Origin of the sequence: Collinsella sp. OF02-10 (genome assembly GCF_003463445.1) — a bacterium.
Taxonomy (GTDB): Bacteria; Actinomycetota; Coriobacteriia; order Coriobacteriales; family Coriobacteriaceae; genus Collinsella.
The window spans coordinates 15,756-34,760 of the sequence record NZ_QSCW01000013.1; the positions used below are offsets into that span (position 1 = coordinate 15,756).

Below are 19,005 nucleotides of genomic sequence, written 5' to 3' on the forward strand. Positions count from 1 at the left end.
TCCTATCCGATAACCTTGATCGCTGCGGTGAAGTAGCCGACGCCCGACGCTTCCCTGCAGACCTCGCCCGAGTAGGGCTCGTGGATGTACTTGTCGTCCCCGATGAAGATGGCGACGTGCCCCGGGCGCCACAGGATGTCCCCGGGCTCCGCGAGCGAGACGGGGACCTTGGTGCCGAACGCGGACTGGTCCTCGGAGTTTCGCGGGATGGAGATCCCCGCCTGGGCGTAGCAGTACTGGGTGAGCCCCGAGCAGTCGAGCCCGACGCCGGGCGTGGTCCCGCCCCAGACGTAGGGCACGCCGAGCTGGCTGCGCGCCGCCGCGACCACGGTCGACCTCACCTGGTCCAGGCTCCGGAACTCCTCCAGGCTCATGCCGTCGAAGCGGCGCAGGCCGTAGGTGTCCATGGCCGACTTGAGGCTCTCGACGTAGGACGAGCTCGTCGCCCATCCCGCGTCCTTGAGGCCTTCGGCCATCTTGTCCGAGTCGCGTTTCTCGATCGCCTCGCGGATGAGCGGGTTGTTCGCGTAGTGGCCCGCCTGCAGGAAGACGCGGCTCCTGAAGCGGATGCAGTCCACGTCCGAGGCGAACGAGGTGAAGTACGCCGTGATCGCCACCGTCTCGCCGCCGTACTCCTCGTTGGTCGCCCAGGCCGACTTGCCGGTCACCTCTGGGCAGGCGGCGAACGACGAGGACCATTTCATCCCGAAGAGGTTGTGGTCGCGCTCCGCGAGCTGGCTCATGTGGTCGCCCTGGCCCGATTCGCAGATGATCTGGGCTATCGTGCAGCCCGCCGGATGCCCGTAGTCCTCCTGGCACTCGATTGCCTCCTCCACCATCTCGTAGGTTATGTAGGGGGGAAGGCCCGCGAGGCCCTGCTTCGCCGCCTCGTTCTGCCAGAAGCCGAACAGCGCAGCGACGAGCTGGCTTGCGGCGAGCGCGACGAGGATGAACGCGAGCACTCCCGCGAAGATGCCTCCCAAGGGGGCGGCTGCGCTCGCGATGGCGCCGCCTATCGCCTTCGCCGATGTGCTCTTCGCCGCTGCCGCCGCCTTGGCGCCGCCTGCAGCCTCGGCCGCCTTCGCCTGGACGGCAGCCTGGGCGCGGACGGCCGAGGCGCTTGCGCCCTTGGCCGCTCCCTTCCCCTTGGCGGATCCCGCGGCGCGCGACGCCTTCTTGGAGGACGCGCCGGGGCGCTTGCCGGATCCCGCCTGCCGGACGGGGCCGTTCGCCTTGCCTGCTCCGCGGGCCTTTGCCGAGAGGCGCTTGGCCAGGACGGCCTTGTCGCGGACGCCGGCGGCTCCCGAGAACTCCTCGGTGTCGTCGAGCTCGTCCACCGCCGCGTTCCCGATCGCCGCCTTCGCTCCGATCGGGGCGCGATGCCCGCCGAGGCGCCCGGGTTGCGCGGCGGCTTGATCCGAAACGGCCGATCCTTCGGCGGCTCCGCAGGATCGCGCGCGCCCCCTCGATGCGCCCTTCGGGACGCGTCCCGCCTTGGCGACGGCGAGCGGGCTTGCCTCCCGTGCCGCCGTGGACCTTTCCGCGAGCGTCGAGAGCGCCTGCTCGTCGGCGGATTTGACCGTCCCCGAGTTGAGGACCGTCTCCTTCTCGGCCGCCACGAGCCCGCGCATCCCGGCATCCTGGTATGTCTGGCCCTGGCAGCTCATCGCTCAGGGCCCTCCTCGCCATCCGCATCCCGAGATTCGGAGCTCGCCCGCCTGTTCGCCTCGAAGACGGCCTTGCGCTTGAGCTCGGCTATCTCGTCGGGCTTGGTGTTGAACAGGTCGTAGAGCGCGCCCTTCGGGAAGTCGTCCATGATCGGCACGCGCACGCCGCCCGCGACGAGCAGGCCCTCGCCGGCCTTGATGGAATCGTCGATGTAGCCCGCCTCGGTGTCGGAGAGGGTAAGCAGGTCCACCCAGCTCTTGCGGTCGAGCGCGGACTGCTTGTGCAGCAGGCAGAAATCCGAGTTCAGGACCATGTTGCGGGCGGACTCGTGCGTGAGCATGTAGGTCGAGTTCTGCGTGATGCCGGTGCAGATGAGGTTGAACTTGCGCCCCTCGGCCCAGAACTTGGAGAAGTACTCGATGATGGCGGGATGCCCGAAGAGGCTCTGCACCTCGTCGATGTAGAGCCAGGTGGTGACGCCCCGCTCGAAGTTCTCGTACATGCGGTTTCGCACCGCCTCGAGCGCGGTGAGCATGCCGAAGACGCGCATGTTGCTGGAGAGGTCGTGCAGATCGACGTTGGTGACGCGGTTCTTGAACGCCACGTTGCTCTGGCGGTTGAAGAACGAGAGCGCCCCCTTCACGAAGCGCTCGTAGCGAAGCGCGATGTCGCGCGCCTCGCGCTCTGGCTGCTCGACGAGCACGCGGTAGAAGTCCTCGAGGGTCGGGATGCGGTCTCCCGCCTGGGCGTAGGCGGCCTCGACGCAGCGCGTGATGATGGACTTGTCCGCTTCGGGAAGCCCCTCTGCGCCCTCCGCCATCATGGCGGAGGAGAGAGCCAGGAACGCGTCGATTTTGAAGGCCATCTGGGCGGCGTCCGCCTTGCCTTCGACGTCCGTGAGGTCGAAGGGGTTCATGGACGTGTCCGAGTCGGGCGCGAGACGGATGTTCTGGCCATTGCAGCTTCCGACGAGGGTGGAGTACTCGCCGGCGGGGTCGAAGATGACGACCTCGTCTTCGGGGAAGGCGAGCACCGTGTTCAGGATCTCGCGCTTGACGCTGAACGACTTGCCCGAGCCGGGCTTGCCGCAGACGAAGCCCATGGGGCTCGCGAGCCGTTTGCGGTTGCAGATGACGAGGTTGCCCGACTGCTTGGACTGGCCGTAGTAGCCGCCGCCTTCCTGGTTGAGCTCCTGGGAGGCGAAGGGCATCTGCATCGCGATCTGCCCGGTGGTGAGGTGGCGCGAGACGTTCACGTGGTTGCGCCCCAAGGGGAGCATGGAGTTGAGCGCGTGCTTCTGGCGGTAGTCGAGCCCGACGATCCCGAGGGAGTTCCCCTGGGCCACGGAGACCACCTGCTCCACCTGGCGGTCGAGCTCCTCCAGGCTGTCGGCGTAGGTGTAGACGAGCCCGGTGTAGACGAAGAGGCGCTCGTTCTTGTTGCGCAGGAAGTCGAGCAGCTCCTCCGCCTCCTCCTTCGAGTAGCGCAGCTCGGGCGGGAGGATCGAGTAGTCGTAGCCCTTCTTCACCGCCGCCATCTGCTCGTCGATGATCTCCTTGTCCATCCAGTCGAGCTGGCGCTTCACCATCGCGAGCGCGTCGCTTTGCGCGATGGGCTGGATGTGCAGCGTCACGACGAGCGGGATGGGCAGGTCGATGATGTTCGCGAGGTAGTAGTCCTCGAGCATGCTCCCGAAGTCGCGGATGGCCAGCACGCTCCCGAACACCCCGTCGGACTCGAAGCAGTCCGCCCGTCCCCCGGGCGCGAAGTCCATGAGGTTCGGGGCGATGAGGTTCTTCGTGCGCAGGCCGCGGAACTGGGACAGTTTGTCCCAGCTGAACTCGAAGCGCTTCTTGGGGCGGACGATGGAGTCCATCGCGCGCAGGCGCTCCTCGCCATTGACCGGGCGCGCGTCGCACCGGATGCGCGCGAGCGTCTGGCACACGTCGGCGCGGATGCGCGCGAGCTTCGGCGTCGCCGCGTCCACGTCGTCTGCGCCGACCATGTAGGTGAGGTAGCGGTGGCGCTCCAGGTTCGACACGCCCTCGCGCAGCTTGTCGTTGAGGATCCGGTTGTACTCGTCCACGAGACCGTCGTCGACGTCGGCGACGTGGCGGAAGAAGCGCTTGGACCCGATCACGTCGGCGGGGATGGGCGTGTTGGCGATCGAGAGCTGCACCGAGGTGTCCGCGTTGAAGTAGTTGTAGAGGCTCGAGAGGACGGAGAAGATGTTCTCCTGGGCGTCCCTTCGCGCCGATTGGTAGCTGATGTCGGAGAACTCGACCGTCTGGCTGAAGAGCCCTTCCTCCACCTGGGCGATGCCGTTTTTGTACATGGCGTCGTATCCGATGTAGTCGAGCTGGCGCTTCGCGGAGTTGCGGGCCTTGGACGTGCGCCTGGCCTTCTCCTCGCGGGCCTTCGCCCCGGCGCCCGTCGCCTTCCTGCCGCCGAGAAGGAGCCCCATGAGGCTCGACCTCCTGGCGGGAGCCTTCTTCCTAGAGCTGTTCCGGGCCATTGACCTCGGCCCCCTTCCTCTTTGCCCTGCGGCGCGCCTTGCGGGAGGGCTTTCCTGCAACGGGGCCCGTGCATGCGCAGCCGGCGAGCGCGACGCCGGTGTCGTAGAGCATCGTCTGGCTGTTCATCGAGTGCTCCCAGAGAAGGGGGAGGAACTCCTCCAGCTTCATCCCGAAGGGGCGCCAGAACCCGGCGAGCCAGAACGGCAGCGCCGCGGCCATGACGGGAAGCGTCGCGTTGCCGACCTCGATTCCGAGCCCGAAGTAGACGATCGCCGCCGCCGCGATGGCGGACGCGAAGCCGAGGGACACGCACGCGAGCGTGCGCAGGCTCATCTTGCCGACGATCTTCTCCTGGTACTCGCCGATGTCCTTCTGAATCGGTATCTGCAATGACATGCCGACCACCTACGCTGGGAGCCAGGATGTGTCGAGCATGCCGAAGTAGACGGCGGCCGCGATGATGATCGCGCCGCCCGCGATGGTCGAGATGGCGCTCGCGATCTGGGAGCCTCCCTGCTGCTCGCGGATGGCGAGGCCGAGCGAGACCGCGCCCCACACGACGAGGAACCCGCCGAGGAAGGTAACGCAGCCCGATACGAGCGTGATTATCTGGGTTAGCATCATGGTTTCCTTTCTTCTTCTCGCCGCGATCGCGGCGATGTGCCCTGGTCGATCCTGAGAGGCGCATGCGGGCGGCGGCCCCATGCGCGGTCGCCCGCGCATGGGCCGGGTCTCCGGGCGCCGCCGCCCCTAGGCTCTTCTTTCCCTCATGCCTCCTCCTTTTGACGTATCCGATAGGACGCGAAGCCGAACCGTTCGGCGTGCCTTGCCCCTGGACGGCCGGGATCGATATGCCTGTAACGGGGATGCCGCTCGAGCGGGTACTTCTTGTCCTTGAACGGGAAGGCTCCCGTGATGAGCACGATCGCCTCGTCCCTGGGGAGCCTTCCGACCTCGGACGGTTGGATGAGGTCGCGCTCCTGCCTGTTGTAGTTGCGGGTCCGGCTCGAGTTGGAGCCGCGGGAGTCGTTGAAGGTGATCGTGGAGACGGTCTGCTTGCCGACCGCCTCCGAGATCTCCTTGTTGGTCTCGCCCGACTTCCCGCCGAGGAAGAGCGTCGTGTCGCAGCAGTCCTGGATGGTCTGCGCGTCGTCCTTGTAGCGGCTCTTGAGCTGGGCGAGGGACTGCAGGATGATCGAGCAGGATATGTTGCGGCTGCGCACGACCGCGATGGTCCGCTCGAAGTCCGGGACGTGGCCGATGTTGGCGAACTCGTCCAGGATGAAGTGGACGTGCGTGGGGAGATGGCCCGCATGCCGCCTCAGCGCGACGTTGCAGAGCACGTCGAGCGTCTGCCACATGAGGATCGCGAAGAGGAAGTCGAAGGTCGAGTTGGTGTCCGGCATGCTCGCGAAGACGACCGTCCTCTTGCCCTCCTCGCCGAGCTCGTCGAGGCCCATCTCGTCGCGCTCGAGGAGCTTCGAGACCTCCTTGATGGACAGGGGCTTCAGGCGCACGTTGCAGCTGATGATGATCGACTTGAGCGTCTTGCCTGCGGCGGTCTTGAACGCCTTGTAGTTCGACAGCGAGAAGTCGTCCTCGGGCGGCACCGGCTCGCCGGTCCTCACCCACGTAAACCCTCCGGCACCGCTCGAGAACGCCCTGCTCTCGAAGTCCTCCTCGGCTGCCTCGCCGGTCTTCACGAGCTTCTTTCCCGTCTCGAGCTCGGCGAAGAGGATGTCGAGCGGGCTCATGTACGATTCGTCCTCCTCCTTCGCCTCCGCAAGCCCGAGCAGGACGAGCAGCCCGGGGAGGTTGCGGTCCTCCTCGGGGCAGTGCGCGAGCAGGTAGGAGACGAGCGCGGTGTAGAGCAGGCGCTCCGCGTTCTCCCAGAACGGGTCTCCGGCATGGTCCTTGTCGCCTGTGGTGTTCTTGATGAGGCATTCGACGAAGGTGAGGACGTCGGCCTCGCTCCTCACGTAGCGAAGCGGGTTGTAGCGGTTCGATTCGGCGAAGTCGATGGTGTTGAATGAGCGGATCTCGTATCCCGCCTCCGCGAAGAGATGCCCCGTCTCGCCGATGAGGGTCCCCTTGGGGTCCGTCACGAAGTAGCTGGAGTTGAGCTGCATGAGGTTGGGCTTCACGTAGTAGCGCGTCTTGCCGGAGCCCGAGCCGCCCACGACCACGACGTTGTGGTTGCGGTCGGTCTTGAGGTCGAACCTCCCGCGGTCGAGCGCGAGCCGCGCGTTCTTCGCGAGGATGATGTTGTTGTCGGGCGCTTTCGCGTCCCCGAACGCCCTCATCTCGGCCCTGGTCGCCCAGCGGGCGCTGCCGTGCTCCTCGCCGTTCCTGGTCCCCTTGGCCATCAGGCGGTACGACCAGGCGATCCACACCGCGCAGACGAGCAGGACGCCGACGCAGATTCCCGCAGGCTCTCCGGTGAAACCGCCGCCTTTCGCGACGAAGCCCGGCAGCGTGACGGCGGCGGTCGCCAGGTTCGCGATCGGCTCTCCTGGAAGCGACGTCAGGTTCGACGCGTAGAGGTTCCCGGCCGCGAACGCGATCGGCGTCGCCATCAGGGCCGCGATGAGGGAAGGGCTCATTTGGACCTCACCGCCGCGATCTCGACCTCATGGGCCTTGCCGCGCGCCGCCTCTATCGCCTTCGCGCTCTCGCGGGCGGATGCCGCGCGCTCCTCGAGCGGCTGGGCGTCCCTTATCTGCTCGCGGGTCTTTCCGCGCTCCTCGAGCGCCCTGTCGAGGGCGATGTCCGCCTGCTTCTCCAGATCGCCGAACGTGCGGGAGACGCTAGGGGCGTCCTCCACCTTGAAGAGAAGGTACTCCTTCCCTTTGTCCTCGAAGAAGGCGTGCTCGATGCCCTCGCCCGTAAGCTTCCCGTCGATGATCTCCTTGATGCTCCGGTATTCGGGGAGGGATGCGAACTGCTCCATGCTGAGCTTCGCCCACTCGGAAGGCTGCTCCGCGGCATCCTCCGGGCCCTTTCCCCCTATCTCCCCGCGGGCGTTTCGCAATGCGTTCTTCAGCTTCTCGGCGCTCGCAAGCATCGCCTGCTCGCTTGCGTCCTGGCCGATCCTCAGCACCCAGTCGAACAGCTTCTCGCCGCTCTCGTCCCCGAAATCAGTGGCCATCGGTTCTACCTCCGTTTCTCGCTGGGACAATCTGTCCCACTTCGCAAAACGACAAAGCACGCTCCAGCGGCATCGAATGCCTTGCTAGGAACGTGCTTTGCCGTTTCTTCCCGTTGCGTTTGAAGGGGGGTTGATCGCCGACGACGATTCGCGGGCTTCCGACGAAGCGTCTCTGAGGCTCCTGAGCCTGCTTCTCGCCGCCTCCGACCTCGATCTTCCATCGCTTTCCCGCGACCCCTCGATCAGGGAGGACAATGCATCGCGGGCTCTGCCCGAAGCGGAGACGATGCTGTCGCATGCCCCGTCATGGAACACGAGGGCGCGGGAGGCGCGGTCGGATATCTCGAGCATCGCGCCGTCGAAGCTCGGGCGCTCGTACGCTTTCACCGCGTAGTCGCCGCAACGGCTCTCGAGGATCTTGCATTCAACCTGATCGCCCGCCCGGTTCTCGGAGCAGGCGGTCATGAGGCTCCAGGGCCCGTCGAGCATGGGAAGCCTGTATTCGAGCCTCTCGCATTCGCTCGCGGAAGCCGCGCTCATGCCCACGATGAGATCGTTGAAGCCGTGCCGGTCCCGGCTCAGGCCGCCGAACGAGCAGTTCTCGAACGCCAGCCAATCGCCGGGCTCGCCCTCGTCGCCGATCTTCTTGAGGGTCCACCACTCGTCGCCGCCGTCGACCTGCTGGACGAAGGCCAGATCGCGGTAGACCACGCCCTGCCGTATCGCCCAGTTTCCGCGCCGGAAAAAAGAGCGAAGCTCCTCCATCGAGGATGCTTCGCGGATGTCGTAAGGATAGTCTTCGAGGTAGGGGTCGTCTTGCCAGGCGTATCCGCCGGCTCTCAGCCAGCCGTTCTCCTGGCATTTCGCCGCCAAGGATTCCTGGACGGATGCGTCGGCCCGGTCGGCCCCGATATGCGTCGCAGCGTGCGCCAACGACCTCGCCCCCTTTCGCTGCCCCCCGGATCGGCGCCGTCGGCGTCGGCGGGAGGACGGTTCGCGCCCATTGAACCATCGGGCGGGAGCGGTCGAGGTCGGTGGACGGCGCGCTCGGTTCTATTCGGTTCCGCTGGTCGCTCGGCCTCCCGGATACCCTCCGGGAAGGCTCCTGAAGTCGACGTCGGGACGCTCGATGCGCGTGCAGGTCTCCTTCAGGCGGGACAGGATGGCGGTCGCCGGATCGCCGAACCCCTGCCGGCTCATTCGCCTCCCGAGGTTCGGGGGGTCGTATTCGCTCGTGACGATCGTCGAGCGCATCTCCCCATACCTCGCGTTCAGGATCTGGAACAGGGTGCGGACGGCCCAATCCCCCGCGCTCTCCTTACCCATGTCGTCGATGACGAGGAGGTCGCATTCGACGTACCTCCTCACGACGTCGAGGGTTGGGCTCGAGTCGTCGAACGTCCGCTGGATCTCCCCGAGCATGTCTATCGCCGTGGTAACGAGCACGCGCTTCTTCGCGTCGAAGAGCCTGCGCGCCAGCGCGCAGGCAAGGGACGTCTTCCCCGATCCGCACGTGCCTTGGATGTAGAGCCCGCTGCCGGGACGGGAGTCGAAGTCGGCGAGGAACATGGCGGCCTCGTTGCTGTCGATGACCGCATTCTGGTAGCGCGGAGGTATACCGACCGCGCGGAGCTTTTCCGTGTAGCGCCGGTCTTTCTCGGCAGCCCTCCTGGCCTCCTCCTCTTCCTTCGCCGCCCTCTCCTGGTCGCAACCGCACTCTCCGCTGATCCAGACGACCTTTCCGGCGATCAGAAGGGCGAAAGGGGCCTTCCGCCTCCCGCAATGCAGGCATCGGACCTCGGGAGGGGGAGGGTACTCCATCCCCATTTCGGCAAGCTGCGCTTCGGTGAAGCGGCTTGGCTCAGAAGCTGTATCTGTCGAAGCCATCCTCGGCTTTCCTCTCCCTGGGGTTTTTCATCTCTATACTCTCTGGCGGAACTCGATTCGGAGGGCGTCGTCGTGGCCGTTCGGGCAGGGGGCGCTGCCCTTCGGAACTTTGTTCGGCGAAGTCCGTTCCGGTGGGACAGATTGTCCCACCAGCGCCCTTGAGCGGGTTCACGGCGCGGAAGACCTTGGTCGAGCGCCCGTTTCGCAGGCGATGCGAGCCGACCTCGACGACCAGCCCCTTCTCCCTGAGGATTCTGAGGGCCTTGCCGATCGCCCTCTCGCTCACGCCGAGGCTCTCGGCCATGGACCTCTGGGATTCGTAGCAGCCCGCGCCCCCTCCGACCGTGAAGCCGTATATCCTTGCGTACAGCAGCAGGGGGACCCCTTGCAGCTTCAACTGCTTTATCATGAACCTCCGGATCACGATGAAGCCTTCCTCGCCGCCCGCCATGGCCAGCCTCGCCCTTATCTCTCGGGGCTTCCGAGCAGAGGAGCGTTGCGCTCCACCCACTCGTTCAGCTCCCGCCTCGTGACGAGGTAGCCCCTCGTCCTGAACCTGAGCTGGCGGACGGGCAGCGGGTCCTCAGGCAGCTTGATCAGCTTGTACGCCAGATGCTTGTTGATGTGGAGCATCTCGGCGACCTCTTCTATCGTGTAGATGTCCTTCTCGGTGCAGATGAGCTTGATCTCCGCGACCTGCCTTCTCCCGGCGCCTTCCTCTTTGGCCTTTATCTTCTTCACTCCAGCGTCCGACATGCACGCACTCCTTTCCGACACGCTTCTGCTGAAGCGAACGCGACCGTATGGGCATATGCACATTCAACGGCGGAAGGCGGCTGAACGGACGAGGGGCAGCAGTCGCGGATCCTGTAAAACGCTAAGACGTTCGCTTAAGCAAGCAAGCCGTCCTTGATGCACCGGTCGAGCGTCTCCCTGCAGATCAGGATTCGCCCCCTTACGCGGTGGGACGGTAGCTTGCCCTCCCTGACGAGCCTGTACATGGTCGTGCGCGAGACGTGCACGTAGTCGCACGCCGCCTGTACAGAGAGCCACTCCTCGCCCGCGGGCCCTTTGGAACCCGCATCGCGGCGCGGCTCGGCATCGGCGGGGGACGGCTCCTCGGCGGCCCGGAGTCGCGCCATGACGCCGAGCATCTCGGCAAGCAGGTCCTGCCGATCGTTGGTGCTGCCGGTCTTTCTTGTCTCCATGCCTGCTCATTTCTCTGTCTTCGTGCTTTCCGAAAAGAGACATCTCCTAATCGATGCCTGGCTAGATTATTGGGAATGGGCAGGTGAGCGGCAAACGAGAGGGGCGTTTTTCAGTTCTATTCGGTTCTATTCGCCCCATCGGAGGGGCACGGGAGAATTTCTCCGCGAAAGAAGGAGGACGTGAAACTTTGTGTTCGCAATGTGGAATCGCTGGATCGCCGATCGGCCCGTTTTTGGGCTAATGGCCCTGGCGTTTCATGGGGTTTCCCCAGGTTGCAGATTGTTTCATTGTATTTTAGCCCAAAATTAGCCCATAACCTCATCTCGAAGGGCGCTTCGACGGCGGAAAAAAGTGTCGACGTAGAGGTTCGGGCAAGGGCCAAAGGAGGGCATTTTAGCCCAAATTAGCCCAAAAACAGCCTGATTTGGGCAATAAAAAAGGCCAGAGGATTTAGCCTCTGACCTGGTGTTTTATGGTCGCGGGGGCTGGATTCGAACCAACGACCTTCGGGTTATGAGCCCGACGAGCTACCAGACTGCTCCACCCCGCAATTTCTAGAAACTAAGTTGTCAATGTTGCTGGGTTATGAGCCCGGCGAGCTACCAGACTGCTCCACCCCGCAATGTCTGGGCGCCTCATGTGCGCAAGAAAGAATATTACGTGGGAGTTCGGTAAACGGCAAGGAAAATCTCGTAGAGCATAATTCCTTCATATTTAAACCCCTCGACCCCTATCACCGTAAACGAATCGCAGCCGAGCGCCGTCGACGGCACGTATACAATGGTGCGCGTCCTTTTATGCCGACACCGGGAGTAGACATGCTGCTCGCTATCGATATGGGAAACACGCAGACGGCCATGGGTCTGTTTGACGGAGACGAGCTGGTGCAGTCGTGGCGCATGCCCACCGACCGCTCCTATACCGCCGACGAGATCCATGTGCGCCTGATGGGTTTCTTTAAGATGTACGGCCTCTCGCTCGACGCGGTCGACGCGATCGCCTTTGCGGGCGTGGTGCCGCAGCTCTCGCGCGAATGGCACGCCGTGGCCGACCGCATCGCGGCGGACGCCATCGTCATTGGGCCGCAGACGGCCGCCGTGACCAAGCTGCGCGCGGCGCGCCCCCAGGCCGTAGGTGCCGATCGCATCGCCAACGCCGTTGCGGCCGAGACCTTCTACGGCGCGCCGGCAATCGTGGTGGACTTTGGCACCGCAACCAATATCGACGTCATCGATGAGGACGGTTATTACATTGGTGGGGCGATCGCGCCGGGCATCCGCATCTCCATGGACGCGCTTGCCGCCCGAGCCGCCAAGCTCGCCAGCGTGCCGCTCGAGGCGCCCGAGCACGCCATCGGCCGCGATACCGAGGAGTGCATTAAGGTCGGCGCCGTGGTGGGCGCTGCCGCCATGGCCGAGGGCCTGGTCGCGCGCATGAAGCGCGAGCTGGGCCGCGAGGATGCCACCGTTATCGCCACGGGCGGTCTCGCCGGCATCGTCGCCGATTCGACCGATGCCTTCGACGTGGTAGACGGCCAACTCACCATCAAGGGCATCTGCGAAATCTACCGCCGCATGCAGGAGCTGGGATAGAGTAAACGCCAGGTCGCAGCAACCAGCCGCCAATCCTATTCCTCAAAATCGAAAATTTTTCAGTTTTGAGGAATAGGATTTTTGCTAAGCCTCGCCGCACAACCACCTCGCCAGGTCCACGATCTGCACCCCATCGCGATCCGTGGCCTCGTGATGCGTGCGGGCAAGAATCATCTTGGGATACGCATCGCCAATGCTCAGCAGTGGCGAAATCTCGCGTTCAAACGTCTTATCCGAGCTGATGTCGTCGCTCACCTGAATGTAGAGCTTCTCGCTTCGCTTGATTGCTACAAAGTTTATTTCCTTTTTATAGAGCACACCGACGTATACCTCGTATCCGCGGCGCAGCAGCTCGATGGCCACCATGTTCTCGTATACGCGTCCCCAATCCATATCACGTGTACCAAGCAGTGCGTATTTGAACGCGTGGTCTGCCAGGTAATACTTCTCGCCGCTCTTAAGGTATTTTTTGCCGCGAATGTCGTACCGACGAACTTTATAGAAGGCAAACGCATCGCACAGGTACCCCATGTACGTGCCGACCGTCTTGTTCGTAATCTTTAGCCCATCCGCATTCAAAACATCTGTAATGTTGCGTGCCGACGTTATGTTGGAGACGTTGTCCATCATGTAATCGGCAATGCGCAGCAGTGCCGATTCGTTTCTCACGTTATGCCGCTGCACGATATCCCTCACGATGAGCGTTTTGAAGACATTGGAGAAATATTGGTAGCGCTGCTCCTGCAGTGGATAAGGGTAAGAGCCGGACATACCGCCGGTTCTCGCGTACTCATCGAAGTCGCGATCGACCTCGCCCTCGTCACTATAGAGGCGATACTCCTCAAACGAGAATGGGAAAACCTCGATCTCGAACGTGCGCCCCGTAAAGAGCGTCGACAGATCGCTCGAGAGCAAAAAGGCGTTCGATCCGGTGATGAAGATGTCGTACTGCTCGGATGCATGGAGGCTGTTGATCGCGCGTTCAAAGCCGTCGCACATCTGAACCTCGTCGATAAGCAAGAAGTTTTGCTTGTCGGACACTCGATGCTCTTTCACATAGGCGAGCAGGGCATGATATTCGAGCAGGCCCTCGAACTCGTCGAGGTTGTAATTGATATGGATGACATTCGAATTGGACAGATTTGCCTCCACGTAATCGCGGAGGGCCTCGAGCAATTTTGACTTACCGCTACGGCGAATGCCCGTTATGACCTTGATGTCCGGTACGCCAATAAGGCTCGTCAACGTGTCCATATATGACGTTCTATTGATGAGTTTCATTGGTGCCTCCCTGCGGTCTTTTATCGCTATTCCTCAAAAGCGAAAATTATTCAGTTTTGAGGAATAGACTCTGCAACGAATATACCTCGTTAAAGGCCGAGCTGGCTTAATTCTATTCCTCAAAATCGAAAGATTTTCAGTTTTGAGGAATAGGATGCTGACAACCCATTCCCCAGACAACAAGACCCTCCCCGGCACAGCCGAGGAGGGTCTTGTTGTCATCGCTATCTTTGAGCGCGGGCGCCTCGCGTTACAGCCCGCGAATCCGTACAGCCTCTGGCGGAAACTCCTGCTCGCCGGCATCGGTCTTGATGGTCGCGCGACCCCAGATGTCCAGGCCCGCAAACACACCGACCGCAAGCGGCAAACCGTTGGGCGACACCGCCGCGACCTGACGACCCAGCAGCGGCACCATATCGAAGTACTCGCCCAGCACCGGAGCCAGCGGGCCGGCAGCGCCCTGTGGTGTGTTGGCGGCAACCGCCCAGGTGTCCACGCGGGTCAGCACGGCGGTGGCCAATGCCTCAACCAGCACCTCGTCGGCCATATCCACGCCAAGCTCGCCCAGCGCCGCACGTTCAATATCAACCGTCACCGCGGCAAACATGCCCGCAGCACCGGCACCGCCGTTCACGGCAACACGCGCGAGCGACGTCTCAAACGCAGGCGCACCGCACACGATATTGCTCGGCCACTCAATGCCCACCTTGCCGGCAAGGCCCAACCCCGGCGTCGAAGCCGTGCCCACGAGCGCGTCCATCATGCCCATCGCGGCCACAAACGGCAGGCCGTGGAAGGCATGCATGTTCACATCCGGACGCACGACCAGCGAAAACGTCAGCGAAGCATCGCCCACGCTCCACGCGCACCAGCCCGCGGACACGCCCTCGCGACCCGCGTCACGCGCCGCGTCAAGCTCAGTGGCAGCGACTACAGCGTTCATCTCGATCATCTACATACGCCCCAATTCACCCACGATATGGCCCACACGATCCTCGGGCTCCTTGACCTCGACGCCGTTGTAGCGGAAGAACCGCGCCGGGTCGTGCATCAGGTCCTCAAGCGGCACCAGCACAAAGTCGCGCTCGCCGATCAGTGGATGCGGCAGGCGCAGCTTTTTGCCGCCGTGGGTCTCGCCGTCCATCCACAGCAGGTCCAGGTCGATGGTGCGCGGACCGTTGGCCTTGGCCTTTTTGGAGCGGTCGCGGCCCAGCTCGGCCTCGATCTTCATGAGCTCGTCGAGCAGCACCAGCGGCGCCAACTCGGTCTTGATCTCGATGACGGCGTTGGCAAACGCGTCCTGGCGCGTCTCGTAGGCCGGCTCGCTCTCGTAGATCTTGGAGGAGTTGGACACGCAGGTAAGTGGAATCTCGGCGATCATGTCGCGTGCGGCGCGGATGTTGTCGCAGCGATGCCCCAAGTTGGATCCCACGGCCACAAACGCGCGGCGCGGCTGCGGCTTGGCAACCGCCCAGTAGCCGTTCAGGAACTGCGCAAAGCCCGCGGCGTCGTGCACGCGCACGATGTTGGCACCGGCCTGGATGGCGCCCAGGCACACGCCAAACGTAGCGGCATCGCGCTCGGCGGCCTCGGTCACGCCCGAGACGGCGCCCACAAAGCGCTTGCGCGATACGGCGCACATGAGCGGATAGCCCAGTGACGCCATCTTGGCAGTCTCGCGCTGGATGACGATGTCCTCGTTGGCCGTCTTGCCAAAGCCCGGACCGGGATCGATGCAGATGCGGTCGCGCGACACGCCGGCGTGGATGAGCGCGCGGGCCTGGTCGGACAGAAAGCCCATGACGCGGCGCATGATGGGCGCCGAATCGGGCAGGGTGAAGCGGCGGAGCTGCGAGGTGGGCACGTAGGCTTCCTCGCGGCGGACGCTGCGGCGCATCATGGCGGCCAGGTGGTCATTGGGCTCCGATGCGGCCTCGGGCGCGGGCGCGACGGTCTCGGCGGCAGCAGCCTGCTCGGCGGCCGGCGTCTCCTGCTCGCTTGCAGGCTCGGTCGCGGGCTCAGGTTCGCCAAACGGCAACGAGGGCTGCACCACGCCACCCGGAAGCTTGGCCTCCGGCTTAGGCTCACCCAGCAACTTGCCGCGACGGCGGCGAGCCGGCTTCTCGGCCTCACGCGCGGCCTCGGCAGCCGCCTCGCGCGCCTTCTCGGCAACAAACGCCGCCGCCGAGGTATCGAGCTGCACCGTTGCGTGCGTGCGAGTAGGCGCGGCGACCTCGCCGGCATGCATCACGATGACACCGCAGGTGCTCGTCTTAACAAACTCGACCATCTTGGGGTCAGTGAAGCCGGTCACGTCGTTGACGATCGAGGCGCCGCAGCGCACGGCCGCCTTGGCAACCGCCACGTGACGCGTGTCAATCGAGACGATGGCGCCCTCCTTGGCCAGCGCGCGCACCACGGGCAGCACGCGGCGAGCCTCCTCGTCGGGGTTGACCGGGGTAAAACCAGGGCGCGTGGACTCGCCGCCTACGTCGATGATGTCGGCGCCGGCGTCGAGCATCGCCAGACCGTACTCGATGGCGGCATCCGGGTCGAAGTGCTCCCCGCCATCGCTAAACGAATCGGGCGTCACGTTGAGGACGCCCATGATGCGCGGACGGTCAAAGCTGAGCTCATACTTTCCGCACCGCCATGTCTTGCTGTCGTTCGCCATGAACATCCTCCTAAAATGCCCACGCCGCCGAGCTTGGGGAGCTGGCGGCGGGGTCGCTTTGCACTCAGTCTTTCTATTGTATCCGCGCACACGGGCTAGAACGCAAACGCGGCCGCGATGTCGCAAGAAATCAGCAGGTCGGCATTTGCATCCTGATCGGTAGGCGCCAAATTGCAAATGGCCAGCGTATCGCCAGTAAAGTAACGCGTAAGGCCTGCCGCCGGATACACCACGAGCGAGGTCCCGCCCACAATGAGGGCATCGGCCGCGGCGATGGCGGCAACGGCACCGGTCAACACACGCTCGTCGAGCGGCTCTTCGTAGAGCACCACATCGGGCTTGATGCGACCACCGCACGCGGGGCACACGGGCACGCCCGCGGCGTCCTCGTGCTCGCGCGAGCAAATCCACTCGGCGCTATAGACCGCGCCGCACGACTGGCAAATGTTGCGATGGACCGATCCGTGCAACTCAAACACGCGCTGCGAGCCCGCCATCTGATGCAAGCCGTCGATGTTTTGCGTCACCACGGCATCGAGCTTGCCAGCTCGCTCCAGCTCGGCCAGCTTGGTGTGGCAGCGGTTGGGCTTAGCGTTAAGCGCGATCATCTTGGTTCGGTAAAAGTCGAAGAACTCCGCCGGATGTGTCTCGTAAAAGCTATGCGAGAGCATAGTCTCGGGCGGGTAGGCAAACTGCTGATGATACAGGCCGTCCACGCTGCGGAAATCGGGAATGCCGCTTGCCGTGGAAACACCAGCGCCGCCAAAGAACACCACACGCCCGTGGGTATTGAACAGCTCCGCCAGCGCGGTGGAGGCCTGCTTGGGATCTGTTATCGCTTGCGTCATGTTTGTCCTCCGTCCATGTTGGTCGGGGCGGCTGCGATTGCGCCGTCGCCCACGGAGCCCACCCCGCCCCTGTTGCGCTAATCTTAAGCCTGCCAACCCCGTCGAAAGGACACCATGCCTCAGACTTACACTTTCGCCTCGTGGAACGTCAACGGCCTGCGCGCCGTGCTCAAAAAGGACCCGAGCTTTATCCAAATCGTGCAGGAGCTCGATGTCGACATCCTGGCGCTGCAAGAGACCAAGCTGCAGGAGGGCCAGGTCGATATCGACCTGCCCGGCTATCACCAAACCTGGAGCTACGCCGAGCGCAAAGGCTATTCGGGCACCGCGGTCTTTAGCCGCCAGGAACCGCTGCGCGTGCTGCGCGCCGATGCGTTGCTGCCCTACGCCGGCGAAGGCGAGGCGGCCGAGCTCGTGGCGCAGGCCGCAACCGAGGGCCGCGTCTGCGCGCTGGAGTTCGATAAGTTTTGGTTTGTCGACGTCTATACGCCCAACGCCCAAAACGAGCTCGCGCGCATCGATGTGCGCATGGCGTGGGACGACGCCTACCGCGGCTTTTTGAACGCGCTTGAGCACGAGCGCGGCAAGCCCGTCGTAACCTGCGGCGACTTTAACGTGGCGCACGAGGAGATCGACCTTAAGAACCCCAAGTCCAACCGCGGCAACGCGGGCTTTTCGGACGAAGAGCGCGGCAAGTTTACCGAGCTGCTCGACGCCGGTTTTACCGATACCTGGCGCGCGGCAAACCCCGACGTCGAGGGCGTCTACAGCTGGTGGAGCTATCGCTTTAATGCCCGCAAGAACAACGCCGGCTGGCGCATCGACTACTTCCTGGTAAGCGACGCAATCGCCGACAACGTACGCGACACCGGCATCCGCGGCGACATCTTTGGCAGTGACCACTGCCCCGTCACCCTCACCCTAGAGCTCTAGCCCCAACTAATCCCCTGGGGACGGAGGAAAAGGGATCATTTTCACCTCGCGAGGGCATCCACGCGGCCCGCTTGTCACGAAACTGGCCCATCTACTACGTTTAAGCCACCACCCTCAACCACAGCGAACAACGCAAAAAGAAAACCGCAGGTAGAAAGCCTGCGGTTTTTCATAAAACGCGGTTGTGTTTGGGGGTGTCGGGCCAAACGTAGTAGATAGGCCGATTCCGTGGCGGGCGGGTTCAGCTGATTCCCTGGGAACGTCTGGAGGCGAAAGAAAACGGATCAATTTGGCTCTCTGAGGGCCACGATGCCCGTCGTATCAGCCGGCTATTTCAAAACTATGCCGGTTTACGGGGCCGAATCGCGAACCCCCAACCATACACAATTCCGAAATAATAAAACCGCAGGTAAACGGCTTGCTCTATTTCAAAAATAGCCGGCATGGTCTGCTTGTGCCAATCTGGCCCCGTAAACCGGCATAGTTTTAAAATGGCACTTCGGCAGTATTGATTCCCGCCCCGGCGCAACCAGCCCTACAGTCCGCACTTCACGACGACTCGGTTGATGCGGCGACACCAAGGCTTGTACAGGGCGACCAAAAACACGCAGGTCGCAAGGCCGTGCGTGATATCGAACGGCACCGCCGTGGCAAGACGCGCCATGGCACCCGCCCACGTGAGCGGTTGAACAAAACCGATAATGTCGTAGGCGTTGATCACAACGCCGTACAGCAAACCCGAAGCAAAGCCGTAGGTCAGCAGCGCCGGCATACGCACGGTGCCATCGGCGCGATCAAAAGCGCCGGCATGCGCCAGCGCACCGCCAACGTATCCCACGAGCCCCAGGCATACATCTGCCACGGCGTCCACATGCCCTGTCCAAAAAAGAAATTGCTGCTCAGCGCCGCCAGCGCGCCAACCATAAAACCATTGCGGCGGCCAAGCGTCGCCCCCGCGATAATGGCGATGGCACTCACGGGTTTAAAGTCGGGAATGGGGCCAAACAAGATGCGCCCCGCCGCGGCCAACGCCGCCAGAACCAGCGTTGGCATAATCTGGCGCAGGCCCGGTCGCGACGCCTCGTAGCCTGCAAAGAACAGCGCAAGCACCAGCGCCACCACGACAAGCATGGCGAGTGCCGCCTGCTCAACGCCCGCCAGCAACGCCGCAGCCATCACGGCTGGCACCGCCAGCAGCAGCGGGATCTCCAGTTTTGCGAGCAGGCGCGCGACGCGATAATCCGTCATC

The 19,005-nt window shown here is 63.5% G+C and carries 19 protein-coding genes and 1 tRNA gene; 2 read left to right on the plus strand and 18 right to left on the minus strand.

The window, feature by feature from the left end; genetic code table 11:
- Positions 1-2: 2 nt before the first annotated feature.
- The 12 genes from DXA43_RS07235 to DXA43_RS07290 all read right to left on the minus strand — a co-directional run bounded on the left by DXA43_RS07235 (position 3) and on the right by DXA43_RS07290 (position 10,978).
- The gene (locus DXA43_RS07235; RefSeq protein WP_199580547.1) at positions 3-1,667 is read right to left on the minus strand and encodes an NlpC/P60 family protein; all 1,665 of its coding nucleotides are present in this window, start codon (positions 1,665-1,667) and stop codon (positions 3-5) included.
- Positions 1,664-4,132 carry a VirB4-like conjugal transfer ATPase, CD1110 family gene (locus DXA43_RS07240; protein WP_233540037.1) on the minus strand — a complete coding sequence of 823 codons (2,469 nt, stop codon included), beginning with the start codon at positions 4,130-4,132 and terminating at the stop codon, positions 1,664-1,666. The genes DXA43_RS07235 and DXA43_RS07240 overlap by 4 nt, the downstream gene beginning before the upstream one ends.
- A 31-nt stretch (positions 4,133-4,163) precedes the next feature.
- Positions 4,164-4,580, minus strand: coding sequence for a PrgI family protein (locus DXA43_RS07245; protein ID WP_117806699.1), 417 nt, complete (start codon positions 4,578-4,580; stop codon positions 4,164-4,166).
- Between the two features lie 9 nt (positions 4,581-4,589).
- Positions 4,590-4,805: a hypothetical protein gene (locus tag DXA43_RS07250; RefSeq protein WP_103265156.1), complete on the minus strand. Its 216-nt coding sequence runs from the start codon at positions 4,803-4,805 to the stop codon at positions 4,590-4,592.
- A gap of 146 nt (positions 4,806-4,951) precedes the next feature.
- Complete coding sequence (locus tag DXA43_RS07255; RefSeq protein WP_117806700.1) at positions 4,952-6,787, minus strand: VirD4-like conjugal transfer protein, CD1115 family; 1,836 nt, start codon at positions 6,785-6,787, stop codon at positions 4,952-4,954.
- Complete coding sequence (locus DXA43_RS07260) at positions 6,784-7,332, minus strand: hypothetical protein (protein ID WP_117806701.1); 549 nt, start codon at positions 7,330-7,332, stop codon at positions 6,784-6,786. The genes DXA43_RS07255 and DXA43_RS07260 overlap by 4 nt, the downstream gene beginning before the upstream one ends.
- Before the next feature lie 84 nt (positions 7,333-7,416).
- Complete coding sequence (locus tag DXA43_RS07265; RefSeq protein WP_117806702.1) at positions 7,417-8,265, minus strand: hypothetical protein; 849 nt, start codon at positions 8,263-8,265, stop codon at positions 7,417-7,419.
- Between the two features lie 120 nt (positions 8,266-8,385).
- A complete protein-coding gene (locus DXA43_RS07270; protein WP_117806703.1) occupies positions 8,386-9,219 on the minus strand; it encodes an ATP-binding protein in 834 nt (277 codons plus the stop codon).
- Positions 9,194-9,670, minus strand: a complete 477-nt coding sequence (locus DXA43_RS07275; protein ID WP_103265161.1) for a helix-turn-helix domain-containing protein — start codon at positions 9,668-9,670, stop codon at positions 9,194-9,196. Before DXA43_RS07275 ends, DXA43_RS07270 begins: the two co-directional genes overlap by 26 nt.
- A gap of 14 nt (positions 9,671-9,684) precedes the next feature.
- On the minus strand, positions 9,685-9,975 hold the full coding sequence (locus DXA43_RS07280) for a helix-turn-helix domain-containing protein (protein WP_158564958.1): 291 nt from the start codon (positions 9,973-9,975) through the stop codon (positions 9,685-9,687).
- Between the two features lie 134 nt (positions 9,976-10,109).
- Entirely contained in the window at positions 10,110-10,427 is a 318-nt protein-coding gene (locus tag DXA43_RS07285; protein WP_103265163.1) for a helix-turn-helix domain-containing protein, read from the minus strand.
- A 474-nt stretch (positions 10,428-10,901) separates the two neighbouring features.
- Positions 10,902-10,978, minus strand: a tRNA-Met gene (locus DXA43_RS07290).
- Between the two features lie 268 nt (positions 10,979-11,246).
- On the opposite strand from DXA43_RS07290, the gene DXA43_RS07295 reads away from it, so the two are divergent.
- Complete coding sequence (locus DXA43_RS07295) at positions 11,247-12,020, plus strand: type III pantothenate kinase (RefSeq protein ID WP_117806705.1); 774 nt, start codon at positions 11,247-11,249, stop codon at positions 12,018-12,020.
- 84 nt (positions 12,021-12,104) lie between these two features.
- On the opposite strand, the gene DXA43_RS07300 is transcribed toward DXA43_RS07295, so the two are convergent.
- From DXA43_RS07300 to DXA43_RS07315, 4 genes are all read right to left on the minus strand, one after another.
- On the minus strand, positions 12,105-13,301 hold the full coding sequence (locus DXA43_RS07300) for an ATP-binding protein (protein ID WP_117806706.1): 1,197 nt from the start codon (positions 13,299-13,301) through the stop codon (positions 12,105-12,107).
- Positions 13,302-13,551: 250 nt separating this feature from the next.
- Positions 13,552-14,253, minus strand: coding sequence for a hypothetical protein (locus DXA43_RS07305; protein ID WP_117806707.1), 702 nt, complete (start codon positions 14,251-14,253; stop codon positions 13,552-13,554).
- Complete coding sequence (gene folP / locus DXA43_RS07310; protein ID WP_117806708.1) at positions 14,254-15,975, minus strand: dihydropteroate synthase; 1,722 nt, start codon at positions 15,973-15,975, stop codon at positions 14,254-14,256.
- Positions 15,976-16,070: 95 nt separating this feature from the next.
- Positions 16,071-16,823: an NAD-dependent protein deacylase gene (locus DXA43_RS07315; RefSeq protein WP_117806709.1), complete on the minus strand. Its 753-nt coding sequence runs from the start codon at positions 16,821-16,823 to the stop codon at positions 16,071-16,073.
- Positions 16,824-16,937: 114 nt separating this feature from the next.
- Between DXA43_RS07315 and DXA43_RS07320 the strand changes: the two genes are divergently transcribed.
- A complete protein-coding gene (locus tag DXA43_RS07320) occupies positions 16,938-17,756 on the plus strand; it encodes an exodeoxyribonuclease III (protein ID WP_117806710.1) in 819 nt (272 codons plus the stop codon).
- Positions 17,757-18,291: 535 nt separating this feature from the next.
- Here the strand turns inward: DXA43_RS07320 and DXA43_RS10465 are convergent.
- Both DXA43_RS10465 and DXA43_RS07325 read right to left on the minus strand, forming a co-directional pair.
- On the minus strand, positions 18,292-18,528 hold the full coding sequence (locus DXA43_RS10465) for a hypothetical protein (protein ID WP_233540038.1): 237 nt from the start codon (positions 18,526-18,528) through the stop codon (positions 18,292-18,294).
- Positions 18,513-19,004, minus strand: a complete 492-nt coding sequence (locus tag DXA43_RS07325) for a DUF6580 family putative transport protein (RefSeq protein WP_233540039.1) — start codon at positions 19,002-19,004, stop codon at positions 18,513-18,515. Before DXA43_RS07325 ends, DXA43_RS10465 begins: the two co-directional genes overlap by 16 nt.
- Position 19,005: the final 1 nt, after the last annotated feature.

Bases quoted from the DNA above. Each gene is read 5' to 3' on its own strand.
- DXA43_RS07315 (WP_117806709.1), bottom strand. From the start codon at position 16,823: ATGACGCAAGCGATAACAGATCCCAAGCAGGCCTCCACCGCGCTGGCG.
- DXA43_RS10465 (WP_233540038.1), bottom strand. From the start codon at position 18,528: ATGCCGGCGCTGCTGACCTACGGCTTTGCTTCGGGTTTGCTGTACGGC.
- folP (WP_117806708.1), bottom strand. From the start codon at position 15,975: ATGGCGAACGACAGCAAGACATGGCGGTGCGGAAAGTATGAGCTCAGC.
- DXA43_RS07275 (WP_103265161.1), bottom strand. From the start codon at position 9,670: ATGGCGGGCGGCGAGGAAGGCTTCATCGTGATCCGGAGGTTCATGATA.
- DXA43_RS07305 (WP_117806707.1), bottom strand. From the start codon at position 14,253: ATGATCGAGATGAACGCTGTAGTCGCTGCCACTGAGCTTGACGCGGCG.
- DXA43_RS07325 (WP_233540039.1), bottom strand. From the start codon at position 19,004: ATGACGGATTATCGCGTCGCGCGCCTGCTCGCAAAACTGGAGATCCCG.
- DXA43_RS07240 (WP_233540037.1), bottom strand. From the start codon at position 4,132: ATGGGGCTCCTTCTCGGCGGCAGGAAGGCGACGGGCGCCGGGGCGAAG.
- DXA43_RS07285 (WP_103265163.1), bottom strand. From the start codon at position 10,427: ATGGAGACAAGAAAGACCGGCAGCACCAACGATCGGCAGGACCTGCTT.
- DXA43_RS07255 (WP_117806700.1), bottom strand. From the start codon at position 6,787: ATGAGCCCTTCCCTCATCGCGGCCCTGATGGCGACGCCGATCGCGTTC.
- DXA43_RS07280 (WP_158564958.1), bottom strand. From the start codon at position 9,975: ATGTCGGACGCTGGAGTGAAGAAGATAAAGGCCAAAGAGGAAGGCGCC.
- DXA43_RS07245 (WP_117806699.1), bottom strand. From the start codon at position 4,580: ATGTCATTGCAGATACCGATTCAGAAGGACATCGGCGAGTACCAGGAG.
- DXA43_RS07320 (WP_117806710.1), top strand. From the start codon at position 16,938: ATGCCTCAGACTTACACTTTCGCCTCGTGGAACGTCAACGGCCTGCGC.
- DXA43_RS07295 (WP_117806705.1), top strand. From the start codon at position 11,247: ATGCTGCTCGCTATCGATATGGGAAACACGCAGACGGCCATGGGTCTG.
- DXA43_RS07300 (WP_117806706.1), bottom strand. From the start codon at position 13,301: ATGAAACTCATCAATAGAACGTCATATATGGACACGTTGACGAGCCTT.
- DXA43_RS07260 (WP_117806701.1), bottom strand. From the start codon at position 7,332: ATGGCCACTGATTTCGGGGACGAGAGCGGCGAGAAGCTGTTCGACTGG.
- DXA43_RS07270 (WP_117806703.1), bottom strand. From the start codon at position 9,219: ATGGCTTCGACAGATACAGCTTCTGAGCCAAGCCGCTTCACCGAAGCG.
- DXA43_RS07250 (WP_103265156.1), bottom strand. From the start codon at position 4,805: ATGCTAACCCAGATAATCACGCTCGTATCGGGCTGCGTTACCTTCCTC.
- DXA43_RS07235 (WP_199580547.1), bottom strand. From the start codon at position 1,667: ATGAGCTGCCAGGGCCAGACATACCAGGATGCCGGGATGCGCGGGCTC.